This is a genomic window from Cupriavidus sp. 291-E7, from assembly GCF_057798835.1.
The window spans coordinates 221,378-238,473 of the sequence record NZ_JBYOJV010000007.1 but is presented as its reverse complement, the minus strand read 5'-3'; the positions used below and the strand labels follow the sequence as shown (position 1 = coordinate 238,473).

At 65.5% G+C, this 17,096-nt stretch carries 14 protein-coding genes; 6 read left to right on the top strand and 8 right to left on the bottom strand.

Annotation, left to right across the window (positions count from 1 at the left end; translation table 11 throughout):
• Positions 1 to 47: 47 nt before the first annotated feature.
• Positions 48 to 434 carry a DUF350 domain-containing protein gene (locus tag AC3FLX_RS14860; RefSeq protein ID WP_488697716.1) on the bottom strand — a complete coding sequence of 129 codons (387 nt, stop codon included), beginning with the start codon at positions 432 to 434 and terminating at the stop codon, positions 48 to 50.
• A 171-nt stretch (positions 435 to 605) separates the two neighbouring features.
• Between AC3FLX_RS14860 and AC3FLX_RS14855 the strand changes: the two genes are divergently transcribed.
• The 4 genes from AC3FLX_RS14855 to htpX all read left to right on the top strand — a co-directional run bounded on the left by AC3FLX_RS14855 (position 606) and on the right by htpX (position 5,260).
• Positions 606 to 2,117 carry a polyamine aminopropyltransferase gene (locus AC3FLX_RS14855; protein WP_488697715.1) on the top strand — a complete coding sequence of 504 codons (1,512 nt, stop codon included), beginning with the start codon at positions 606 to 608 and terminating at the stop codon, positions 2,115 to 2,117.
• Positions 2,118 to 2,126: 9 nt separating this feature from the next.
• Complete coding sequence (locus AC3FLX_RS14850; RefSeq protein ID WP_488697714.1) at positions 2,127 to 3,797, top strand: NAD(P)-binding protein; 1,671 nt, start codon at positions 2,127 to 2,129, stop codon at positions 3,795 to 3,797.
• Between the two features lie 103 nt (positions 3,798 to 3,900).
• Positions 3,901 to 4,266 carry a hypothetical protein gene (locus tag AC3FLX_RS14845; protein ID WP_488697712.1) on the top strand — a complete coding sequence of 122 codons (366 nt, stop codon included), beginning with the start codon at positions 3,901 to 3,903 and terminating at the stop codon, positions 4,264 to 4,266.
• A 115-nt stretch (positions 4,267 to 4,381) separates the two neighbouring features.
• Complete coding sequence (gene htpX / locus AC3FLX_RS14840) at positions 4,382 to 5,260, top strand: protease HtpX (protein ID WP_488697710.1); 879 nt, start codon at positions 4,382 to 4,384, stop codon at positions 5,258 to 5,260.
• Positions 5,261 to 5,292: 32 nt separating this feature from the next.
• On the opposite strand, the gene AC3FLX_RS14835 is transcribed toward htpX, so the two are convergent.
• From AC3FLX_RS14835 to AC3FLX_RS14815, 5 genes are all read right to left on the bottom strand, one after another.
• Positions 5,293 to 6,327 (bottom strand): GlxA family transcriptional regulator, encoded by a 1,035-nt coding sequence (locus tag AC3FLX_RS14835; protein WP_488697708.1) that lies wholly within the window; start codon positions 6,325 to 6,327, stop codon positions 5,293 to 5,295.
• A 33-nt stretch (positions 6,328 to 6,360) separates the two neighbouring features.
• Entirely contained in the window at positions 6,361 to 7,569 is a 1,209-nt protein-coding gene (locus tag AC3FLX_RS14830) for an MFS transporter (protein ID WP_488697706.1), read from the bottom strand.
• A 115-nt stretch (positions 7,570 to 7,684) separates the two neighbouring features.
• Complete coding sequence (locus tag AC3FLX_RS14825) at positions 7,685 to 10,879, bottom strand: bifunctional cytochrome P450/NADPH--P450 reductase (RefSeq protein WP_488697704.1); 3,195 nt, start codon at positions 10,877 to 10,879, stop codon at positions 7,685 to 7,687.
• A 141-nt stretch (positions 10,880 to 11,020) separates the two neighbouring features.
• On the bottom strand, positions 11,021 to 11,425 hold the full coding sequence (gene arfB / locus AC3FLX_RS14820) for an alternative ribosome rescue aminoacyl-tRNA hydrolase ArfB (protein WP_488697702.1): 405 nt from the start codon (positions 11,423 to 11,425) through the stop codon (positions 11,021 to 11,023).
• A 48-nt stretch (positions 11,426 to 11,473) separates the two neighbouring features.
• A complete protein-coding gene (locus AC3FLX_RS14815) occupies positions 11,474 to 12,865 on the bottom strand; it encodes an FAD-binding oxidoreductase (RefSeq protein ID WP_488697700.1) in 1,392 nt (463 codons plus the stop codon).
• A 215-nt stretch (positions 12,866 to 13,080) separates the two neighbouring features.
• Here AC3FLX_RS14815 and AC3FLX_RS14810 point away from each other — a divergent pair, with 215 nt between their 5' ends.
• Complete coding sequence (locus tag AC3FLX_RS14810; protein WP_488697698.1) at positions 13,081 to 14,001, top strand: SDR family oxidoreductase; 921 nt, start codon at positions 13,081 to 13,083, stop codon at positions 13,999 to 14,001.
• Positions 14,002 to 14,106: 105 nt separating this feature from the next.
• On the opposite strand, the gene AC3FLX_RS14805 is transcribed toward AC3FLX_RS14810, so the two are convergent.
• Positions 14,107 to 15,333 (bottom strand): RtcB family protein, encoded by a 1,227-nt coding sequence (locus AC3FLX_RS14805; RefSeq protein WP_488697696.1) that lies wholly within the window; start codon positions 15,331 to 15,333, stop codon positions 14,107 to 14,109.
• A 215-nt stretch (positions 15,334 to 15,548) separates the two neighbouring features.
• Here AC3FLX_RS14805 and AC3FLX_RS14800 point away from each other — a divergent pair, with 215 nt between their 5' ends.
• Positions 15,549 to 15,884 carry a hypothetical protein gene (locus AC3FLX_RS14800; protein WP_488697694.1) on the top strand — a complete coding sequence of 112 codons (336 nt, stop codon included), beginning with the start codon at positions 15,549 to 15,551 and terminating at the stop codon, positions 15,882 to 15,884.
• Between the two features lie 113 nt (positions 15,885 to 15,997).
• Here AC3FLX_RS14800 and AC3FLX_RS14795 read toward each other — a convergent pair whose 3' ends face one another.
• Positions 15,998 to 16,951 carry an MBL fold metallo-hydrolase gene (locus tag AC3FLX_RS14795; protein WP_488697692.1) on the bottom strand — a complete coding sequence of 318 codons (954 nt, stop codon included), beginning with the start codon at positions 16,949 to 16,951 and terminating at the stop codon, positions 15,998 to 16,000.
• Positions 16,952 to 17,096: the final 145 nt, after the last annotated feature.

Genomic DNA, 17,096 nt, shown 5'->3' with positions numbered 1-17,096 from the left:
CCGCACCTCTCGAAGGGTGAATGGTTTGCCGCGCGTACCGTCCGGCTTCAGGACAGGCAGGCGGCGTTGAGCACGCCAACCGTGAGCGACATCGTGCCCATCAGGCCGCCCATCGCAATGTTGTTCGATTCGATGGCCGCGTCCATGTCCGGCAGCGCGCGCGCCAGCGCGGCATAGACCACGGCCTGTACCACCAGCGCCCCCAGCGACCACACCAGGAACATCAGGAAGGTGTCGTTGTGCTGGATGCTCGATGACAGCGTAAAACAGAAACCGAGCGTGCTACCGCCCAGCGACAGCGCCGCCGCGATATTGCCTTGGCGGATCAGCGTGAACTCGTGGAACGGCGTGATCCTGGTGTAGACTCCGACGAACACGACCAGCAGCACAAGGCTTGCAAGCAGATGCTCGACGTAGGCATAGATAGGTTGCATGTTCGGGTCGTTCTTGACGTGTGGTTGGGGGTTCCCGTCCTGCCGATGCGATGCCGCAAATATGGTTGCGGCAAAGTATATCCGCAGCCGCATTTATTCCAATAGAAGTAATTCTGACAACGCCGGACGCGTGTTGCGTGCCGGCTTTTCTTCTGCTGCACGCCGCCGCCCATGCGCGACCGTACCCTTGTCCTGTCGGTGTTGATCGTGGCCTCCTGCGGGCTTGGCTACGAACTGATTGCCGGTGCCCTCTCCAGCTATCTGCTGGGCGATTCGATCCTTCAGTTTTCTTCCATCATAGGCTGCTACCTGTTTGCGATGGGCGTCGGCTCATGGCTGTCCAGGTACGTGAAGGACGAAGACGTACTGTCGCGTTTTATCGACATCGAAATCCTGGTCGGCCTGCTGGGAGGCATCTCGGCGGCGCTGCTGTTCGTGGTGTTCGCGTGGTTGTCCGCGCCATTCCGCACCGCGCTCTACGCGCTGGTGTTCGTGATCGGGCTGCTGGTGGGGATGGAGATTCCGCTGGTCATGCGCATCCTCAATGCGCGCCGTGCCCAGTTCAGCGAATTGGTCAGCCGCGTGTTGACGTTCGACTACCTCGGCGCGCTCGCCGTGTCGCTGGTATTTCCGCTGGTACTGGCGCCACGGCTGGGCCTGTCGCGCACGGGCTTCCTGTTTGGCATGCTCAATGTCGCGGTGGCGCTGTTCACGCTACGCATCTTTCGTGACGAGATACAGGGCACCACGCTACGCACGCTGCGCGCCGGCATCGTGTTCGCGCTGCTGACCGCGGGCTTTGCTGGCTCCACGCACCTCACACGCTGGGCCGAGCGCGGCATGTTCGGCGACGAGATCATCCACAGCGAGACCACGCCCTACCAGCGGCTGGTGATTACGCGCTGGAAGGACGACCTGCGCCTTTACATCAACGGCAACCTGCAGTTCTCCTCGCGCGACGAACACCGCTATCACGAGGCACTGGTGCACCCGGTGCTGCAGGCATTGCCCTGGGCGCGGCGCGTGCTGGTGATCGGCGGCGGCGACGGGCTGGCGCTGCGCGAAATCCTCAAGTACCCGCGCATCGAACATGTGACGCTGGTGGACCTGGACCCGGCCATGACCACGCTGTTCTCGCGCAGCGAGCCGCTACGCGCGCTGAACCAGGGATCGCTTGGCGACAAGCGCGTAACCGTGGTCAATGCCGACGCCGCGCAGTGGCTGGAGCAGAGCCAGGACAGCTTCGATGCGATCATCGTCGACCTGCCCGACCCTTCGAACTTCGGCCTCGGCAAGCTGTACTCGGTGCCGATGTACCGGCTGCTGTCGCGCCACCTGGCGGAGAAAGGCTACGCAGTGGTGCAGTCGACCTCGCCCTACTACGCGCCGCGCTCGTTCTGGGATATCGCCGCCACGCTGCGCGAGGCCGGCCTGCATACCTGGCCGTACCACACCTACGTGCCGTCGTTTGGCGAATGGGGTTTCATCATCGCCGGCAAGCGCGCCGACTATGCGCCGCCGTCGCGCTATGACGTGCCATTGAAATTCCTCGACGCCGACAGCACGAAGCTGATGTTCAGTTTTCCCGCCGACATGGCACCGCGTGAAGGCCAGGCAAACCGGCTCAACGAACAGACGCTGGTGCATGACTTCGAGCAGGACTGGCGCAACGTCATCCGATAACGCAAAACGATGGACCGACGGCGCTTTCTGATTGCTGCGGCGGGCACCACACTGGCCGGTTGCGAACGCATCGGCGACGATGCCGCGCACTTCCTGGCGGGCCTGGGCCTGCGTGAGCCATCGCCCATCGTGCTGCGCCCCGGCATGGCCGAAGGCCACGCCCTGCGCGACGCGCGGCACTGGCCGCCGCCCACCGGCGAGCGGCGCGTGGATGTGGCGATTCTTGGAAGCGGCGTCGGTGGCATTTCGGCGGCGTGGCAACTGTCGCGCGCGGGGTTGCGTGACTTCGTCATGCTGGAGGGTCCGGAGTTCGGTGGCAATGCGGCGGGCGGGCGCTTTGGCGATATCGGCTTTCCGCGCGGCGCGCACTACCTGCCCCTGCCCTCGGCGGAGTCCACCCATGTGCGCGAGATGCTGGCCGACGTGGGCGTGATCGAGCGCGATCCATTCGATGCCCGCCCGCGCTTTGACGAGCGCGCACTGGTGCACGCGCCCGAGGAGCGCCTGTTCCACGACGGCGCGTGGCAGGATGGCCTGCTGCCAGACAGCGACGTTCATCACGACCAGCATGCGCGGTTTCTTGCCCAGGTCGATCAACTGCGCATCGCCGTCGGCAACGACGGCCGCAAAGTATTCGCCATACCGCTGGCCGAATCCTCGCGCGACCCCGCGTGGCTGGCACTCGACCGCCAGACGTTTCGACAATGGCTCGAAGCGCAGGGCTACACGGCACCGACCTTGCACTGGTACGCCGACTACTGCTGCCGCGACGACTATGGCGCCGGCGCCGACGTGGTTTCCGCGTGGGCCGGTCTGCACTACTTCGCCAGCCGTGGCGGCCACGCCAGCAACGCCGCCGACGGTGCCGTGCTGACCTGGCCCGATGGTCTGCACGGCCTGGTGACGCGGCTGACGGCGAGGATCGATGCGCGCCTGGGTGCGTCGCATCCCTGGCGGCAGCGCGGCACGGCGATCCGCATCGAGCCATCCACGCGGGGCGTTAGCATCCTTTACGCGGAATGGCCCGATGGCTTCGGCCGCCCGCCCAGGCTGTCGTGCATCGTGGCGCGCCGGGTGATTTGCGCGATGCCGTTGCACGTGGCCGCGCATCTGATGCCGCTGCGGCCGCTGGGATTCGACCCCGCCGTGCATCTGCAGCATCACGCGCCGTGGCTGGTGTCGAGCTTCCATCTGCGCGGCTATCCGCAGGAGCAGGCGGGCGTGCCGCTGGCCTGGGACAACGTCGTGCACGGCTCGCGCGGCCTGGGCTATGTGGTGGCCACGCATCAGTGGATTCGGCAGGCGCGTCCGGCACAAACGGCGTTCACCGCATATTGCCCGCTCGATGCGCAGGCGGGCGTGCCCAATGGCCGCGATCCGGACGCGGTGCGCCGCTGGCTGGTCGACGCATCACCCGCCGCGCTGATGGAGCTGGCCGTCACCGACCTGAAATCCGTCTATGGGCGCGAATTCTGGCGCCATGCCGACGCCGTGGAGATCACCGCGCGCGGCCATGCCATGACGACGCCCGTGCCCGGCTTCCTGTCCAACGCCGGTGTCGCCGCCCTGCGCGCGGCCGATGGACAAGTCCTGTTCGCGCACGCCGACCTGTCCGGCCTGTCGGTCTTCGAGGAAGCCGCCTGGTGGGGCACGCGCGCCGCATTGAGAATCGTCGGATAGTGCACGGCGCGCCCAACCGGCCCGCCCGCCATCCTGTAGAATCGACGCATCGTTTTTGTCTTGTGCGTCACCCGCCCCCGTGCACCCGCTTCGGCTCCTGTTGATGATCGTGCTGCTTGCCTTCCTGCCACTGCAGGCCTGGGCGAGCATTGGCGCGTCCGTATCAGTCGCCGATCTGGTGCATACCCCGCATGCGGTGGCCATTGCGCAGGACAACGGCGCGGCTGTCACCAGCGCAGCCGTGGCGGCCGATCAGGCCGACTTCGCCACGCCGGTATCGTCGGATACCTCGATGCCGGCCGACGGCGCCGAGCCGACGCCACCTGGCCCCGACTTTGCCGAGCAACTGTTGCCCGCGCCCATGCCGCGCGTCGTGACATCCATCGCGCGCGGTGCGGTGCCCCGCTATGCAGCCGCCGCGCTGCCTGATCCCGACCTGCCCCTGCTGCCGCGTCCACCGCGCGGCTGATCCCGTTTCGCGTGGCTGACTTGTGCCACGCCTACCCTTGTCGCCTGGCACGTGTGAAGCGTGTCGCGCGCGCCTGCGGCCACGTCCGCGTTCTTACCTGTATTGCCCCACAACCATGAAACGTATCTTCCTGTTCCTGGCGACCAATATCGCCGTCATGCTCGTACTCAGTATCACGGCCAGTCTGCTGGGCGTGAACCGCTTCCTGACCGCCAATGGCCTGAACCTTGGCATGTTGCTGGTCTTTGCCGCATTGATGGGTTTCGGTGGCTCGTTCATCTCGCTGCTGATGTCCAAGACCATCGCCAAATGGTCCACCGGTGCGCAGGTGATCACCCATCCGAGCACCAGCACCGAGCTCTGGCTCATGCAGACCGTGGAGAAGCTGGCCACGCGCGCGGGCCTGCCGATGCCTGAAGTGGCGATCTACGACGGCGAGCCCAACGCCTTTGCCACCGGCGCGTCGAAGAAAAGCTCGCTCGTGGCGGTGTCCACGGGGCTGCTGCAATCGATGTCGCACGACGAAGTGGAAGCCGTGCTGGCGCACGAGGTGGCTCACGTCGCCAATGGCGACATGGTCACGCTGACGCTGATCCAGGGCGTGGTCAACACGTTCGTGATCTTCATGGCGCGCGTGGTCGGCTACTTTGTCGACTCGTGGCTGCGCCGCAACGACGAGGAATCGAGCGGCCCCGGCATCGGTTACATGATCACGGTGGTGGTCTGCGAGATCGTGTTCGGCATCCTGGCCAGCATCATCGTGGCCGCGTTCTCGCGCCATCGCGAGTACCGTGCCGATGCCGGCGCTGCTGGCCTGATGGGTACGGCCACGCCGATGGTGTCCGCGCTGCGCCGCCTGGGCGGCCTCGACGCCGACGGCCTGCCGCAAAACATGCAGGCCCTGGGTATCTCGGGAGGCAAGTCGTGGATGGCGCTGTTCTCAAGCCACCCGCCGATCGAGTCGCGCATCGCCGCACTGCAAAACGCCCGCTGATGCGGGTACGGCTGGCGGCGCGCCGCAAGGTACTACGCCGCCAGGCCGTCTTCTCCCGCACCGCCGGCCCCGTCGGCACGGAAGGCTGCCCGATATCGCTCGGGCGTGGTCTGCACATGGCGCAGAAACGCCTGCCGCATGACGTCGGCGTTGCCGAATCCCGTGGCGTTGGCAATCGCTTCAAGCCGGCGGTCGCTGCCTTCCAGCAGCCGCCGTACGGCTTCCACGCGCAGCCGTTCCACATAGCGCGCCGGCGTTTCTCCCACCTGCTTGGCAAAGACGCGCGCGAAGTTGCGCGGGCTCATCGCCGCACGTTCGGCCAGCGCGCCCACCGACAGATCGCGGCCGAGGTTGTCGGCCATCCACGTCTGCAACGCGCGCAGCTCGGGGCTTTGCGCGGCTTGTGCACGCAGCAGCGTGGAAAACTGCGCCTGGTTTCCTGGCCGGCGCAGAAACAGCACCAGCTCACGCGCGACGTCGAGCGAAACCGCATGGCCAAGGTCTTCCTCGACCAGCGCCAGTGACAGGTCCATTCCCGCTGTAACGCCCGCCGACGTATAGAAACGCCCTGCCCGAATCCAGATCGGATCGGCATCGACGGTGAGCTGGGGATACCGTTGCGCCAGCCGCTCGGCATGGCGCCAATGCGTGGTAACACGCTGTGCATCGAGCAGGCCCGTCCGGCACAGCACGAACGCGCCCGTGCACACCGCGCCCATACGGCGCACGGTGGTCGCCTGGTCTCGCAGCCAGCCAATCAGCCTGGCATCGTCCGCCGCCTGCCGATGCCCGGCACCGCCAGAGATCAGCAGCGTATCGACGGGCTTGCCGATCCTGGCGAGGATCTCGTGGTACGGCGCGTCGGCCAGCATCCGCAGCCCGCTTTCCGTGTGGATGATGCCGTCTTGGCTGACGCTGGCGACGTGTACCTCGTAGGGCGGCTGGTCACGCCCGCAAAGCTTGTTGGCAGCGCCGAAGACCGCGGTGGGGCCGGTGACGTCCAGCTCCTGAGCTGGGTCGGGAGCGACGATCACGACAACGCGGGGCGGGTCTGGGACGAGGTGCATGATCGATGGCGAAGCCTGACAGGGATCAGGCGATCATACGCCCGCCGCCGACAGCGTCATTCTTTCCCGGCGCTGCCACACCAGCGTCATCACCAGCGCGATACCCAAGGCCGGCAGCACCGCCAGGTTCACGCCCTGCCAGCCCCACACATTGAGCACCTGCCCGGCAGCCAGCGTGGCCACCGCCGTCAGCACGGCCGTCGAAAACTCACTCGCGGCCTGCGTGCGTGCGCGTTCCGAGGGTCGATAGCTACTGGTCAGCAGCGTCGTCCCGCCGACGAACATGAAATTCCACCCGACACCAAGGCACAGCAGCGCGACGTAGAACGCCACCAGCGACGTCGAGCACAACGCCACAACGGCCGCCAGCGCGGACAGCGCAATGCCCGCCACCAGCATGGCCGGATTGCCGAAGCGTTGCAGCAGCCAGCCCGAGAAGAACGAAGGCGCATACATGCCCACGAGGTGCCATTCGATGATCTGCGCACCCTGTGTGATCGTGTGCTGGCAGGCGATTGCCGCGATCGGCGTGGCCGTCATCATGAACATCATCACCGCGTTGCCGATGCCGTTGTTGGCGAACGAGGCCAGGAACACCGGCTGCCGCACGATGGCGCCAAGCGGCCGCGCGGGCTGATGATCCGCAGCCGTCCCAGCATGATCGGCACCGGGCGATTCCCGATACGCGACCAGCAGCAGCATCACCGTCAGCGCGCCGAACACGGCCACCACGGCATAGGAGCCAGCAAAGGGCGTCGGCTGCATCATGTCGGCGCTCCACGCGGCGATGGCTGGCCCGCATACCGCAGCCACCACACCGCCGGTCAGTACCGCCGAGATCGCACGCGGCTTTTCGGCGACGGGTGCCGCATCGGCCGCCGCAAGCCGGTAGAAACGGGCAAACGCCTGAAACACGCCAACCAGTGCCGTGCCAACACAGAACAGCCAGAAATCATGGCGCCAGATCGCGGCAACCGACACCCATCCGCCCAGCATGCAGGCAACACCGCCCAGGCAGAACGCAAAGCGGCGGCCAAAGCGCTCGATCACGAACGCGGCGGCAATGGCCGTCAACGCGGAGGCCACGGTGATCAGCGCAAAGGGCAACGTGGCCAGGGCCTTGGTGGGCGCCAGCGTGTAGCCAACCAGCCCGGTCAGGGTCAAATCGACGGATAGCGCGGACGTGTACAGCGCCTGGCAGAGTGCCAGCACGCGCGCCTGCCGCATTGCGAGGGAAGCCATCTGCGTCTCCGGAATCGGACAAGAGGATGACTTCCAGCGTACGGGTCCCACTCGGCGGCCGACAGACAAGGTTCCGTGGAATCCTGCCAAACCACTGGCCGCGCGTTGGTCCGTGTCAGTTGAACACGTCTTGCCGGTACCGCCCTTGCTGGACGAGCGCGGCGAACCAGTCCGATGCCGCTTCGGGCGTCATGGCGCCCTGCTCCGCGCCGATCTCGATCAGCGTCTGGCGCACGGCCGGCGCCATGCGGCGGCCATCGCCGCAGACATAGACCACGGCTCCCGCCTGCAGCTGCCGCCAGACATCCGCACGGCGCTGCCACAGCAGATCCTGCACATAACGCGCGGCACCAGGCACGACCGAGTAAGCGGTATGGACATGCGCCACGCCGGCATCGGCCCAGCGTGCGACCTCGTCGTGGAACAGCCAGTCGTGCCGGGGATGGCGGCAGCCAAAGTAGAGCTGCACCGGTGTCACGTGTTGCCCGGCCGCCTGCTGGGCCGCACGTTCCTCAAGGAAGCCACGGAATGGTGCGATGCCCGTGCCGGGGCCGATCAGCAGCATCGGCACCGACGGATCGGACGGCGGCGCAAATGGTGGATTCGGCGTGCGAATCGATGCCGACACCTGCGCGCCTGGCGGCAGCGTTTGCAGCCACGTCGACGCCACGCCGCGAAACTGGCCGCGTCCCGATAGCGCGGGCGCCCAGACCGTGCCAACCAGCAAGGTCGCCACGTCCGGCGACACCAGCGGCGAGGATGCGATGGAATAGAAGCGCGGCCGCATCGGCACCGTGCACGCCAGCAGTTGCTGTAGCGTCAGCGCAATCGCCGGGTACGCCGCCAGGACATCGAGCACGTTCAGGCGCCGCGTGGCAACCCGCGCGGCGTACCCTTCCGCGGCATCTTCGGAAGCCAGCCGTTCGAGCGCTTGCCGTGTGACCGGGCAGCGCGTGGCCTGCGCCAGTGCGCGCAGCGTCTGGCGTGACACGACGTCCTGCAACTCGACGAAGTGCGTCAGCAGTTGCCGCAGCGGCAGCGCGTCGCCGATGGGCAGGCCGCGTCCGGCACCGTGCGGCGCCGACAGCGTGACCATCGCCTCCGCGTCGAGGCCGAGCCGCTCGCACAGATCAGTCACGACGCTCGCCGCATTGCGCGGCCAGACCGCGACATGATCGCCAGTCTGGTAGGTCGCGCCCGACGGCAGTTGCAGGCGGATCTCGCGCGTCGACGTACGCGGCGCTTCGATCGAGAAATCCCACAGCCCTGCCGGGTCGCTGACCAGTTCGGTATTGGCCAGCACCGTGAATGGCTGCGTGCCGACCGGCAGCGTATCAGCACGAATCGCGTCGACGCTGCGCACCTGTACCTCTACGCCGACGCTGCCCGTGTTGGCGCCATCGGCCTGCAGTGCCTGCCACAGTTGCGCGAGCCAGCGCTCGGCTGCCTGATCGAAGTCGGCATTGCCATCGGCCTCGCCACGCGGCAGCAACGGCACCGCGCCGGCCTGCATGAAGAAATCGAACACCCTGCGCGGAAACGCCTGGTATGTAGCCCATTGCGAGTTGCCGCAACCGAGCAACGCCAGCCGCAATCCGTCGACACGGTAGTCATCGGCGCGGCCGGCATCGAGCATCGCTTCGAATCTTCGGCCCGAATCGGGCGCGCGGCCGTTGTAGGTGGCGGCCACGACGACCAGCAGTCCCGACGTGGGCAGCGCATCGACGATATCGTCCAGGTCAGCGAGCGTGGCATCGAAGCCCGCCGCCACCGCGCCACCATGAATCTGCTCAGCCAGCTCGCGCGCGGTGCCCAGGCTCGATGCGCACAGCACCGTCATGGCCTGCCCATTGCCGCGCACTTCCGCCTGCCCGGTATCGGCCACGGCCTCCGAGATGGCCTGCGTCACGATCCGCTCATGCGGACGCCGGCGGCGCGCGCGCAGGATAAGGTTGTCCGGCTTGATCGTCAGCGTTTCCTTGAGCCGGAACTGGTAGTCGTAAGGGTCGTGGAATGCGAAGTTCCGCAGCATCAGCGCCAGTGCCAGCTTGGCTTCGGTCAGCGCGAACTGGCGGCCGATACACGCCCGCTCGCCGTGGCCGAAGGGCATATAGGCGTGCGCCGGAAGCTTCGCCTCGTTCTCGGGCAGGAAGCGGTCGATGTCGAATCGCTCCGGGTTCTCCCACACCTTGGGGTCGCGGTGCAACGCAGTGAGCACCACCGAGACGCGGCGGTTCTGACGCAGCCGGTAGCGGCCGCCCAGCACAACATCCTCGAACGGCGCCACGGCAAACGCCGGCGCGGTGGGCCAGAGGCGAAGCGTCTCCTTGAGTATGCGATCGAGCACTGGCATGCGCGCCAGATCGGCATAGACCGGCGGTGCATCGCCGGGCAACACCGCATCCACTTCCGCATAGGCCTGCGCCAGCACGCCGGGATTGCGCAGCAGTTCGTACAGCGTAAATGTCAGCAGGCCGCTGGTGGTTTCGTGGCCGGCAATCAGGAACGTGATGACCTGGTTGCGGATATTGGCGTCGTCAAGCTGCTGGTCGGTCTCCGGGTCGTGCGCTTCCAGCATCAGGTTCAGCAGGTCCATGCCTGGCCGGGGTGCGCTGCGCCGCTGCCGGATCACGTCGTCCACGAGGTTGCGCATGTAGGCCACGTCTTCGGCGAACTGGCGGTGCGCGCGACCCATGAAGCGGTCCTGGATCGGCAACCGCGTCAGCTTTTGCATCGCCTCTTCGAGCGCACCGACCATCGCCACGATGAACGGGTCCAGCTCATCGCTGGCGAACGATTCGAAGTCGTACCCGAAGCCGGATAACGCGATGGTGTCGAGGGTCAGCCGCGTCATGTCGTCGGCTACCGCGATGTCGGCGTCGGGCCCCTTGCGGTCCCATTTTTCGACGAGACGGTTAGCCACGCGCAGCATCACGTCGAAGTAACCCTTCATCGCGCGCTGGCTGAACGCCGGCATCAGGATGCGGTGCGCGCAGCCCCAGTTCGCCTCATCGCTGTGTGCGGTGAACAGTCCGTCGCCAGCCATGTCGCGCAGATACGACAGCGGGGGACCGATGATTTTCCGAAAGCGCGCCGGATCGCAAATCTCGGCGGCCAGTGCCACCGACGACACGAATGGCACCCGCCGCCCGGCGAAGTCGAGTTCGAAAATGCCGTCGTGATGGCGGCTGCGCGCCAGCAGATGCTGGCCGACCTCGCCCGGTGTGATCTGGAACAGGTTGCCAACGATTGGCCAGCCCGGATCTCGCGGAATCGGTTCCAATGCGTCGGCAGCGGTGACGGATGACATGGATGGGGGCGTCCCTTGTCGAAATCTGTTTGAGGGCGGTGACTGAGCAGCGCGCGAGACCAGAGCATGCCTGCCAATCGACGCATTTTTACACCCCCGCGCCGTGCGTTTGAAATCTTTGTTCGAATCGGGACGCGGGCTCTAGTCGATTACCCGGCCTCGCAGCGCCTTGACCTGCCCGCGCTGGACTTTCGCGTCCACCCGCCGCACCTTCGATGCCCGCGTGGGCCGCGTGGCGCGCCGGATACGCGGGGCCTCGGCCACGCTGCGCACCAGCTCGTGCAGCCGCCGGATGGCTTCCTCGCGGTTCATCTCCAGGCTGCGGTGCTGCTGCGCCTTGATCACCACCACCCCGTCGCGCGTGATGCGATGGTCGTGCAGGGCCAGTAGCCGGTCCTTGTGATCGGCGGCGAGCGAGGACCCCCGCACGTCATAGCGCAGGTGCACCGCATTGGACACCTTGTTGATATTCTGCCCGCCCGCGCCCTGCGCGCGAATCGCGGTGATCTCATACTCGTGGTGGGGAATGAACAGGTCGTCGGCCATGCGGCGCATGATAGCAACGCATGGCGCAACGGTGTGTGCCGGCAAGCGTCACGGCGACGGCTTGATGTTCTGGTTGGTGCAGAACAGGTTCTGTGGATCGTAGGTACGCTTGGCCTTCGCCAGCCGGTCGAAGTTGTGTCCGTACGCGGCATTCACACGTGACGACTCATCCTCCGTCATGAAATTCACATACACCCCGCCCGTGGCATAGGGCGCCGTAGCGTTGAAGAAATCGCGCGCCCAGGCGATGCAGGTGGCATCTTCGTCGGCGCGGTCCCAACGCGAATGCACGTTCATGACGTAGCGCGCATCGCGATGGTGGTACGCCGTGGCGTCCGGCGCCACGCGGTTGACCACGCCGCCCACCTGCCCGATGAAAATCTCGGCATGGGCGGACGGGCCGCGTGCCGCATAGTCGGTCATCAGGTCGATGGCCGCATCGTCCAGCCGCGTGAAGTTGTGCGACTTCCAGTAGTTGCGCGCGCCCGGTGTCAGCAGCGGGTCGAATGCCTGCTGCCACGCCGTGTAGGGAACCTGGCCGACGTGCTCGCCCACCGCCTGGCCGAATGCGCGTAATGGGTCGATCGCCTTGTCGGCCGTGCCGGGGTCTCCGGTGTAGAAGACGGCCAGCACCACCACGTTGGCACCATGCGCCGAAGACGGCAGGAATGGCAGGGGCGGCGCCTTGCGTAGCACCACCCAGACGTTCAAGTCGTCGGGCATGGCCGACTCCGTAAAGGCACGGTACTGGCGCAGCACGGACTTTCCTTCCGCAGCGGGGAATACGATCAATCCGGCCGTCACCATCGGTCCCACCGGATGCAGGCGGAACTGGAACAACGTGACCACGCCGAAGTTGCCGCCTCCGCCGCGCAGCGCCCAGAACAGCTCCGGCTCGTGGTTCGCATCGGCCCAGCGCCGCTGGCCATCGGCTGTCACCACTTCGCAACCGAGCAGGTTGTCCACCGTCATGCCGTACTGACGCGTCAGCCAGCCAAAGCCGCCGCCGAGCGTCAGTCCCGCCACCCCGGTTGTCGAGTTGATCCCAAGCGGCGTGGCGAGTCCCTGCGCCTGTGCCTCGTGATCGAAGTCGCCCAGCGTGGCACCGGGGCTGACCCACGCCACGTTATCGCGCGGATCGATATGGACGCTGCGCAGTTGCGACAGGTCGACCACCAGCCCGTCATTGCAGATCGCACTACCGGCGATGTTGTGGCCGCCGCCGCGCACGGCGACGGTCAGGCCGTGATCGCGCGCGAAGTTCACGGCCTGCATGACGTCGGCCGTGCCGGTGCACTGCACAATGACCGCCGGCCGTCGGTCGACCGTGGCATTCCAGACGGTGCGGGCAACGTCGTATCCGGCATCGTTCGGCAACAGCACCTTGCCGCGCACGGACTGGCGCAGCATGTCAATGTGATCGGCGGAAAGTGTGGGCATGGCAGGTCCTCCCTTGTGCATCGGGAATCGATGGCCGGGAGAGTGCTCATGCAAGGTGCGCGCCAGTCACCCGCAAGCGGCCTGCCGCCAACGCTTTACGTGATCCAGCCCGCGCGGCGGAACGTCAGGCCGGCGCGATCGGTTACAGCGATGAGGCGGCGAACGCGAGACACGCCGTCTTGCGGGTGACGCCACTGGCGCCTAGCATCGTTCTCATGACCATGAACTCCCCACCGCTGGACGGACGCGTGGCATTGGTAGCGGGCGCCACACGCGGCGCGGGGCGCGGCATCGCCGTGCAACTTGGCGCCGCGGGCGCGACAGTCTACGTAACGGGCCGCTCGACGCGCGCCGCGCGATCGGAAATGAACCGGCCGGAAACCATTGAAGAGACGGCGGAACTTGTCAACGCGGCGGGTGGGCGCGGTATCGCCGTGAAAGTGGACCATACGGAGCCACAAGCGGTACGCGCGCTGGTCGAACGCATCCGGGCAGATCACGGCGTGCTCAACGTACTCGTGAACGATATCTGGGGCGCCACGGTCATGGAATGGAACAAGACCGTCTGGGAATCGTCGCTGGACATCGGTCTGCGCACACTACAGCTTGGCGTCGCCACGCACGCTATTACCAGCCATTTCGCACTGCCATTGCTGATCGAATCGCCGGGCGGGCTGGTGGTCGAAATCACCGACGGTACGCGCGCCTACAACGATGCCAACTATCGCGTGTCATTCTTCTACGATCTCGCCAAGGCCAGCGTGTTGCGCATGACGCAGTCACTGGCGCACGAACTGAAACCCTATGGCGGCACGGCCGTGGCGCTGACCCCTGGATGGCTACGGTCCGAGGCGATGCTCGACGCATATCGCGTGACCGAATCCAATTGGCGTGACGCCATGAAGATCCAGCCGCATTTCGGAATTTCGGAAAGTCCCGCCTATGTTGGCCGCGCGGTGGCGGCGCTGGCAGCGGATGAAAACGTCAGTCGGTGGAACGGGCAATCTCTGTCGAGCGGGCAGCTTGCCAGGGTCTATGGCTTCACCGATCTCGATGGCAGCCAGCCCGACGCATGGCGCTATATGGTGGAAGTGCAGGACCCCGGAAAGCCGGCCGATACCACGGGGTACCGCTAGCCGCGACACACGAGTAAGGCAGTGGGAACAAAGCGCTTCACAAGAATCCGTGACTTTGCGCTTTGTTCGCGCGGCGGCAGGCTGATTGCCGCCGCGCATGCCGCACTAGCCTTTCACACAAACCACCTGCCGCAGCGTGTGCACCACTTCCACCAGACTGCTTTGCGCCGCCATCACCGCGTCGATGTCCTTGTAGGCCATCGGAATTTCGTCGATGACAGCCGCATCCTTGCGGCACTCGACGTGGGCAGTGGCCTTGATCTGATCGGCCACCGTGAAACGGCGTTTGGCTTCGCTACGGCTCATCGTGCGGCCGGCGCCGTGGCTGCATGAGCAGAAGCTCTCTTCATTGCCGAGACCACGCACGATAAAGCTCTTTGCGCCCATCGAACCCGGGATGATGCCGAGCTGCCCCTTCTGCGCCGACACCGCCCCCTTGCGGGTAACAAAGACCTCGGCGCCGAAGTGCCGTTCCTTTTGCACGTAGTTGTGGTGGCAGTTCACAGCGTGCTCGTCCACGTCGAACGGCTTGCCGATCACGCCGCGCGCGGCGGCAATCACGGCGGCCATCATCACTTCCCGATTGCGGCGCGCATACTCCTGCGCCCAGCCTACCGCTTCCACGTAATCGTCGAAATGCTCGCTGCCTTCCTCGAAGTATGCGAGGTCGCGGTCCGGCAGATTTGCGATGTGCTGACGCATGTCCTGCTGCGCAAGCTCGATGAACAGCGAACCGATCGCATTGCCCACGCCGCGCGACCCGCTGTGCAGCATGAACCAGACGCGGTCGCTCTCATCGAGACACACCTCGATAAAGTGATTGCCGGTACCGAGCGTTCCCAGATGGACGTAGTTGTTGGTCCGGGTCAGCTTCGGATACTTCTCGCAAATCCGGTCGAAGCCCGGCACCAGCGTTTTCCACACGTCGTCCACATGGTGCGGTGCGCGCTCACCCCAAGCCCCCGGATCACGACGCCCCGGCGCGCGGCCATGCGGCACGGCGCGTTCGATGGCACTACGCAGACCGTGCAGCGAGTCCGGCAGGTCCGCGGCCTTGAGCGTGGTGCGCGCGGCCATCATGCCGCATCCAATATCCACGCCGACCGCGGCCGGAATGATGGCGCCCTGCGTGGGAATCACGGTGCCGATGGTCGAGCCTTTACCGAGGTGAACGTCCGGCATCACCGCCAGATGGCGGAACACGAACGGCATGCTCGCGGTGTTTCGCAATTGCCGGCGCGCGTCTTCCTCGACGGCCACGCCGTGAGTCCACATCTTCACTGGCTTGCCGTGCGCCAGCTCCATGACCTGATAGTCGATCTTTTCACTCATGTCGAATCCTGTACGTCTTGTGATGCGCCGGCATCGTACTTATACGTTGGCCTTGATGCTCACTAGCCCGTTCAGCACCCGGTCCCGTTCACTGAAGACCGAGATCATGTCGATGCGTTCCCCGGCAGCGCCTGAGCCTTCCGCCCAATATCCGGCAACCCCAGCCAGGTGCTAGAACGAAGGTGGTTCGGCATCGACCGGAAAAGGGGATTGCCATGAAACGCCTGCCATCGATCCTTGCACTGTGCACCGCCCTGCTGCTGGCCGGCTGCACCTACTATGGCTACCCACCCGGCCCGGCGGGCCCGACCAGCTACGATCGCTCGTTCTACGCGGCGGCGGACGCGCTGCGCGACCAGGGCGTGACGATCCAGACACAGGAGCCGACTACCGGCAACATTACCGGCTACTACGGCAGCACGCCGGTAGCGGCCATGATCCGGCAGCAGTCCGACGGCTCCGTGCGCGTGGAATTCCAGGCGGCCGACTCCCGTGACCCAGGATTGGTCAACCGGATTACGCAAAGCTACCAGCGGCGCATGGGCCGGTGACGTGGAAGCGCGGTGACGATCAGTGGAAGACTGAGAAAAACTTGGCGCGCCCGGCTGGGATCGAACCGGCAACCCCTGCCTTCGGTTTTTTGGAGGCGCGCCAGGACCGCTCTTCAGTATGCCCAGTTGGCCGGTACATATCGAAAGGCATTGCCATCCACTGCAACACGGCCGAGCGATGGGAACGACAAGTGGCTGGCCAAGAACAGCTCGCCGGTCGCCGCGGCTTCTCGCAAGAGTCGAACGCGGACGCGAGTCGCATCCTCGGGTTCGTGATCGAAGGCATTTTCCCATTCGGGGCATTCGACCCCGACCGGGACCACTGCGTCACCAGCAAACGTCAGCCGCTCACCTCCGGACGATATGCGGACCAAACTGTGCCCGGGGGTATGGCCGCCGGTGAGCGCGACGACAACTCCCGGCGCCACCTGGTATTCCTTGTCGAACGGTCGCAACTCACTCTTGTACATATCCAGAAACTTCCGAGAGCTTGATCGGATGATGTCCTGAATCCCGTTGAATGTGTTGTGGGAGAAATCGGGGTTCTCAAAGAACTCGACGTCGGTGTGCGACACGTGGATCCGCAGATCCGGACGCATCTGACTCCTCAGCCGCTCATCGAGCAGACCGCCAATATGGTCCATGTGAATATGGGTTGCGACGACATCGGTCACGGAACCAGGATCGATACCGGCGCACTTCAAACGCAGGGCCAATCGTCCGGTGCGCGTGGACTCTGGCATCTCCGATCCCATCCCGGCGTCGATAAGGATCGTCCGGCCGCCGCTACGGACTACAAGGACGTTCAGTCCCCAATCGATCACGTCCGGTAGAAATCTGCCGCGTAGCGCGGCGTCCCGGACGGCCGAATCAACGTTCGTACCCAGGATATTGGCGGGCACTGGTATCGCCCCATCGCTAAGTACCATGACCTCGATGTCGCCGATACGCGTCGCGTAGCGCGACGGAACCAGATCGTGCTCAGGGTATTGTGATCCGTGGCATAGGCACATGTTTGACTCCTGTTTCTGACAACGTTTTTTTAGGCGGCGAACCTTGCGCTGCAAGATTCCATTTCGTTGCGCCGCTCCTGCTTCGTTGAGAAGTAGATTACGTAGCCTGACCATCGCCCGGAAGACACGTCGACGACCGCACTGTGGTTCACGCAGGGAAACAATCTCGGCCGGTTGCCGTAACCGCTACGCGGGTGCG

Excerpts from the sequence above, each read along its gene's own strand:
- AC3FLX_RS14860 (WP_488697716.1), bottom strand. The coding sequence starts at position 434 with ATGCAACCTATCTATGCCTACGTCGAGCATCTGCTTGCAAGCCTTGTG.
- AC3FLX_RS14855 (WP_488697715.1), top strand. The coding sequence starts at position 606 with ATGCGCGACCGTACCCTTGTCCTGTCGGTGTTGATCGTGGCCTCCTGC.
- AC3FLX_RS14850 (WP_488697714.1), top strand. The coding sequence starts at position 2,127 with ATGGACCGACGGCGCTTTCTGATTGCTGCGGCGGGCACCACACTGGCC.
- AC3FLX_RS14845 (WP_488697712.1), top strand. The coding sequence starts at position 3,901 with ATGATCGTGCTGCTTGCCTTCCTGCCACTGCAGGCCTGGGCGAGCATT.
- htpX (WP_488697710.1), top strand. The coding sequence starts at position 4,382 with ATGAAACGTATCTTCCTGTTCCTGGCGACCAATATCGCCGTCATGCTC.
- AC3FLX_RS14835 (WP_488697708.1), bottom strand. The coding sequence starts at position 6,327 with ATGCACCTCGTCCCAGACCCGCCCCGCGTTGTCGTGATCGTCGCTCCC.
- AC3FLX_RS14830 (WP_488697706.1), bottom strand. The coding sequence starts at position 7,569 with ATGGCTTCCCTCGCAATGCGGCAGGCGCGCGTGCTGGCACTCTGCCAG.
- AC3FLX_RS14825 (WP_488697704.1), bottom strand. The coding sequence starts at position 10,879 with ATGTCATCCGTCACCGCTGCCGACGCATTGGAACCGATTCCGCGAGAT.
- arfB (WP_488697702.1), bottom strand. The coding sequence starts at position 11,425 with ATGGCCGACGACCTGTTCATTCCCCACCACGAGTATGAGATCACCGCG.
- AC3FLX_RS14815 (WP_488697700.1), bottom strand. The coding sequence starts at position 12,865 with ATGCCCACACTTTCCGCCGATCACATTGACATGCTGCGCCAGTCCGTG.
- AC3FLX_RS14810 (WP_488697698.1), top strand. The coding sequence starts at position 13,081 with ATGACCATGAACTCCCCACCGCTGGACGGACGCGTGGCATTGGTAGCG.
- AC3FLX_RS14805 (WP_488697696.1), bottom strand. The coding sequence starts at position 15,333 with ATGAGTGAAAAGATCGACTATCAGGTCATGGAGCTGGCGCACGGCAAG.
- AC3FLX_RS14800 (WP_488697694.1), top strand. The coding sequence starts at position 15,549 with ATGAAACGCCTGCCATCGATCCTTGCACTGTGCACCGCCCTGCTGCTG.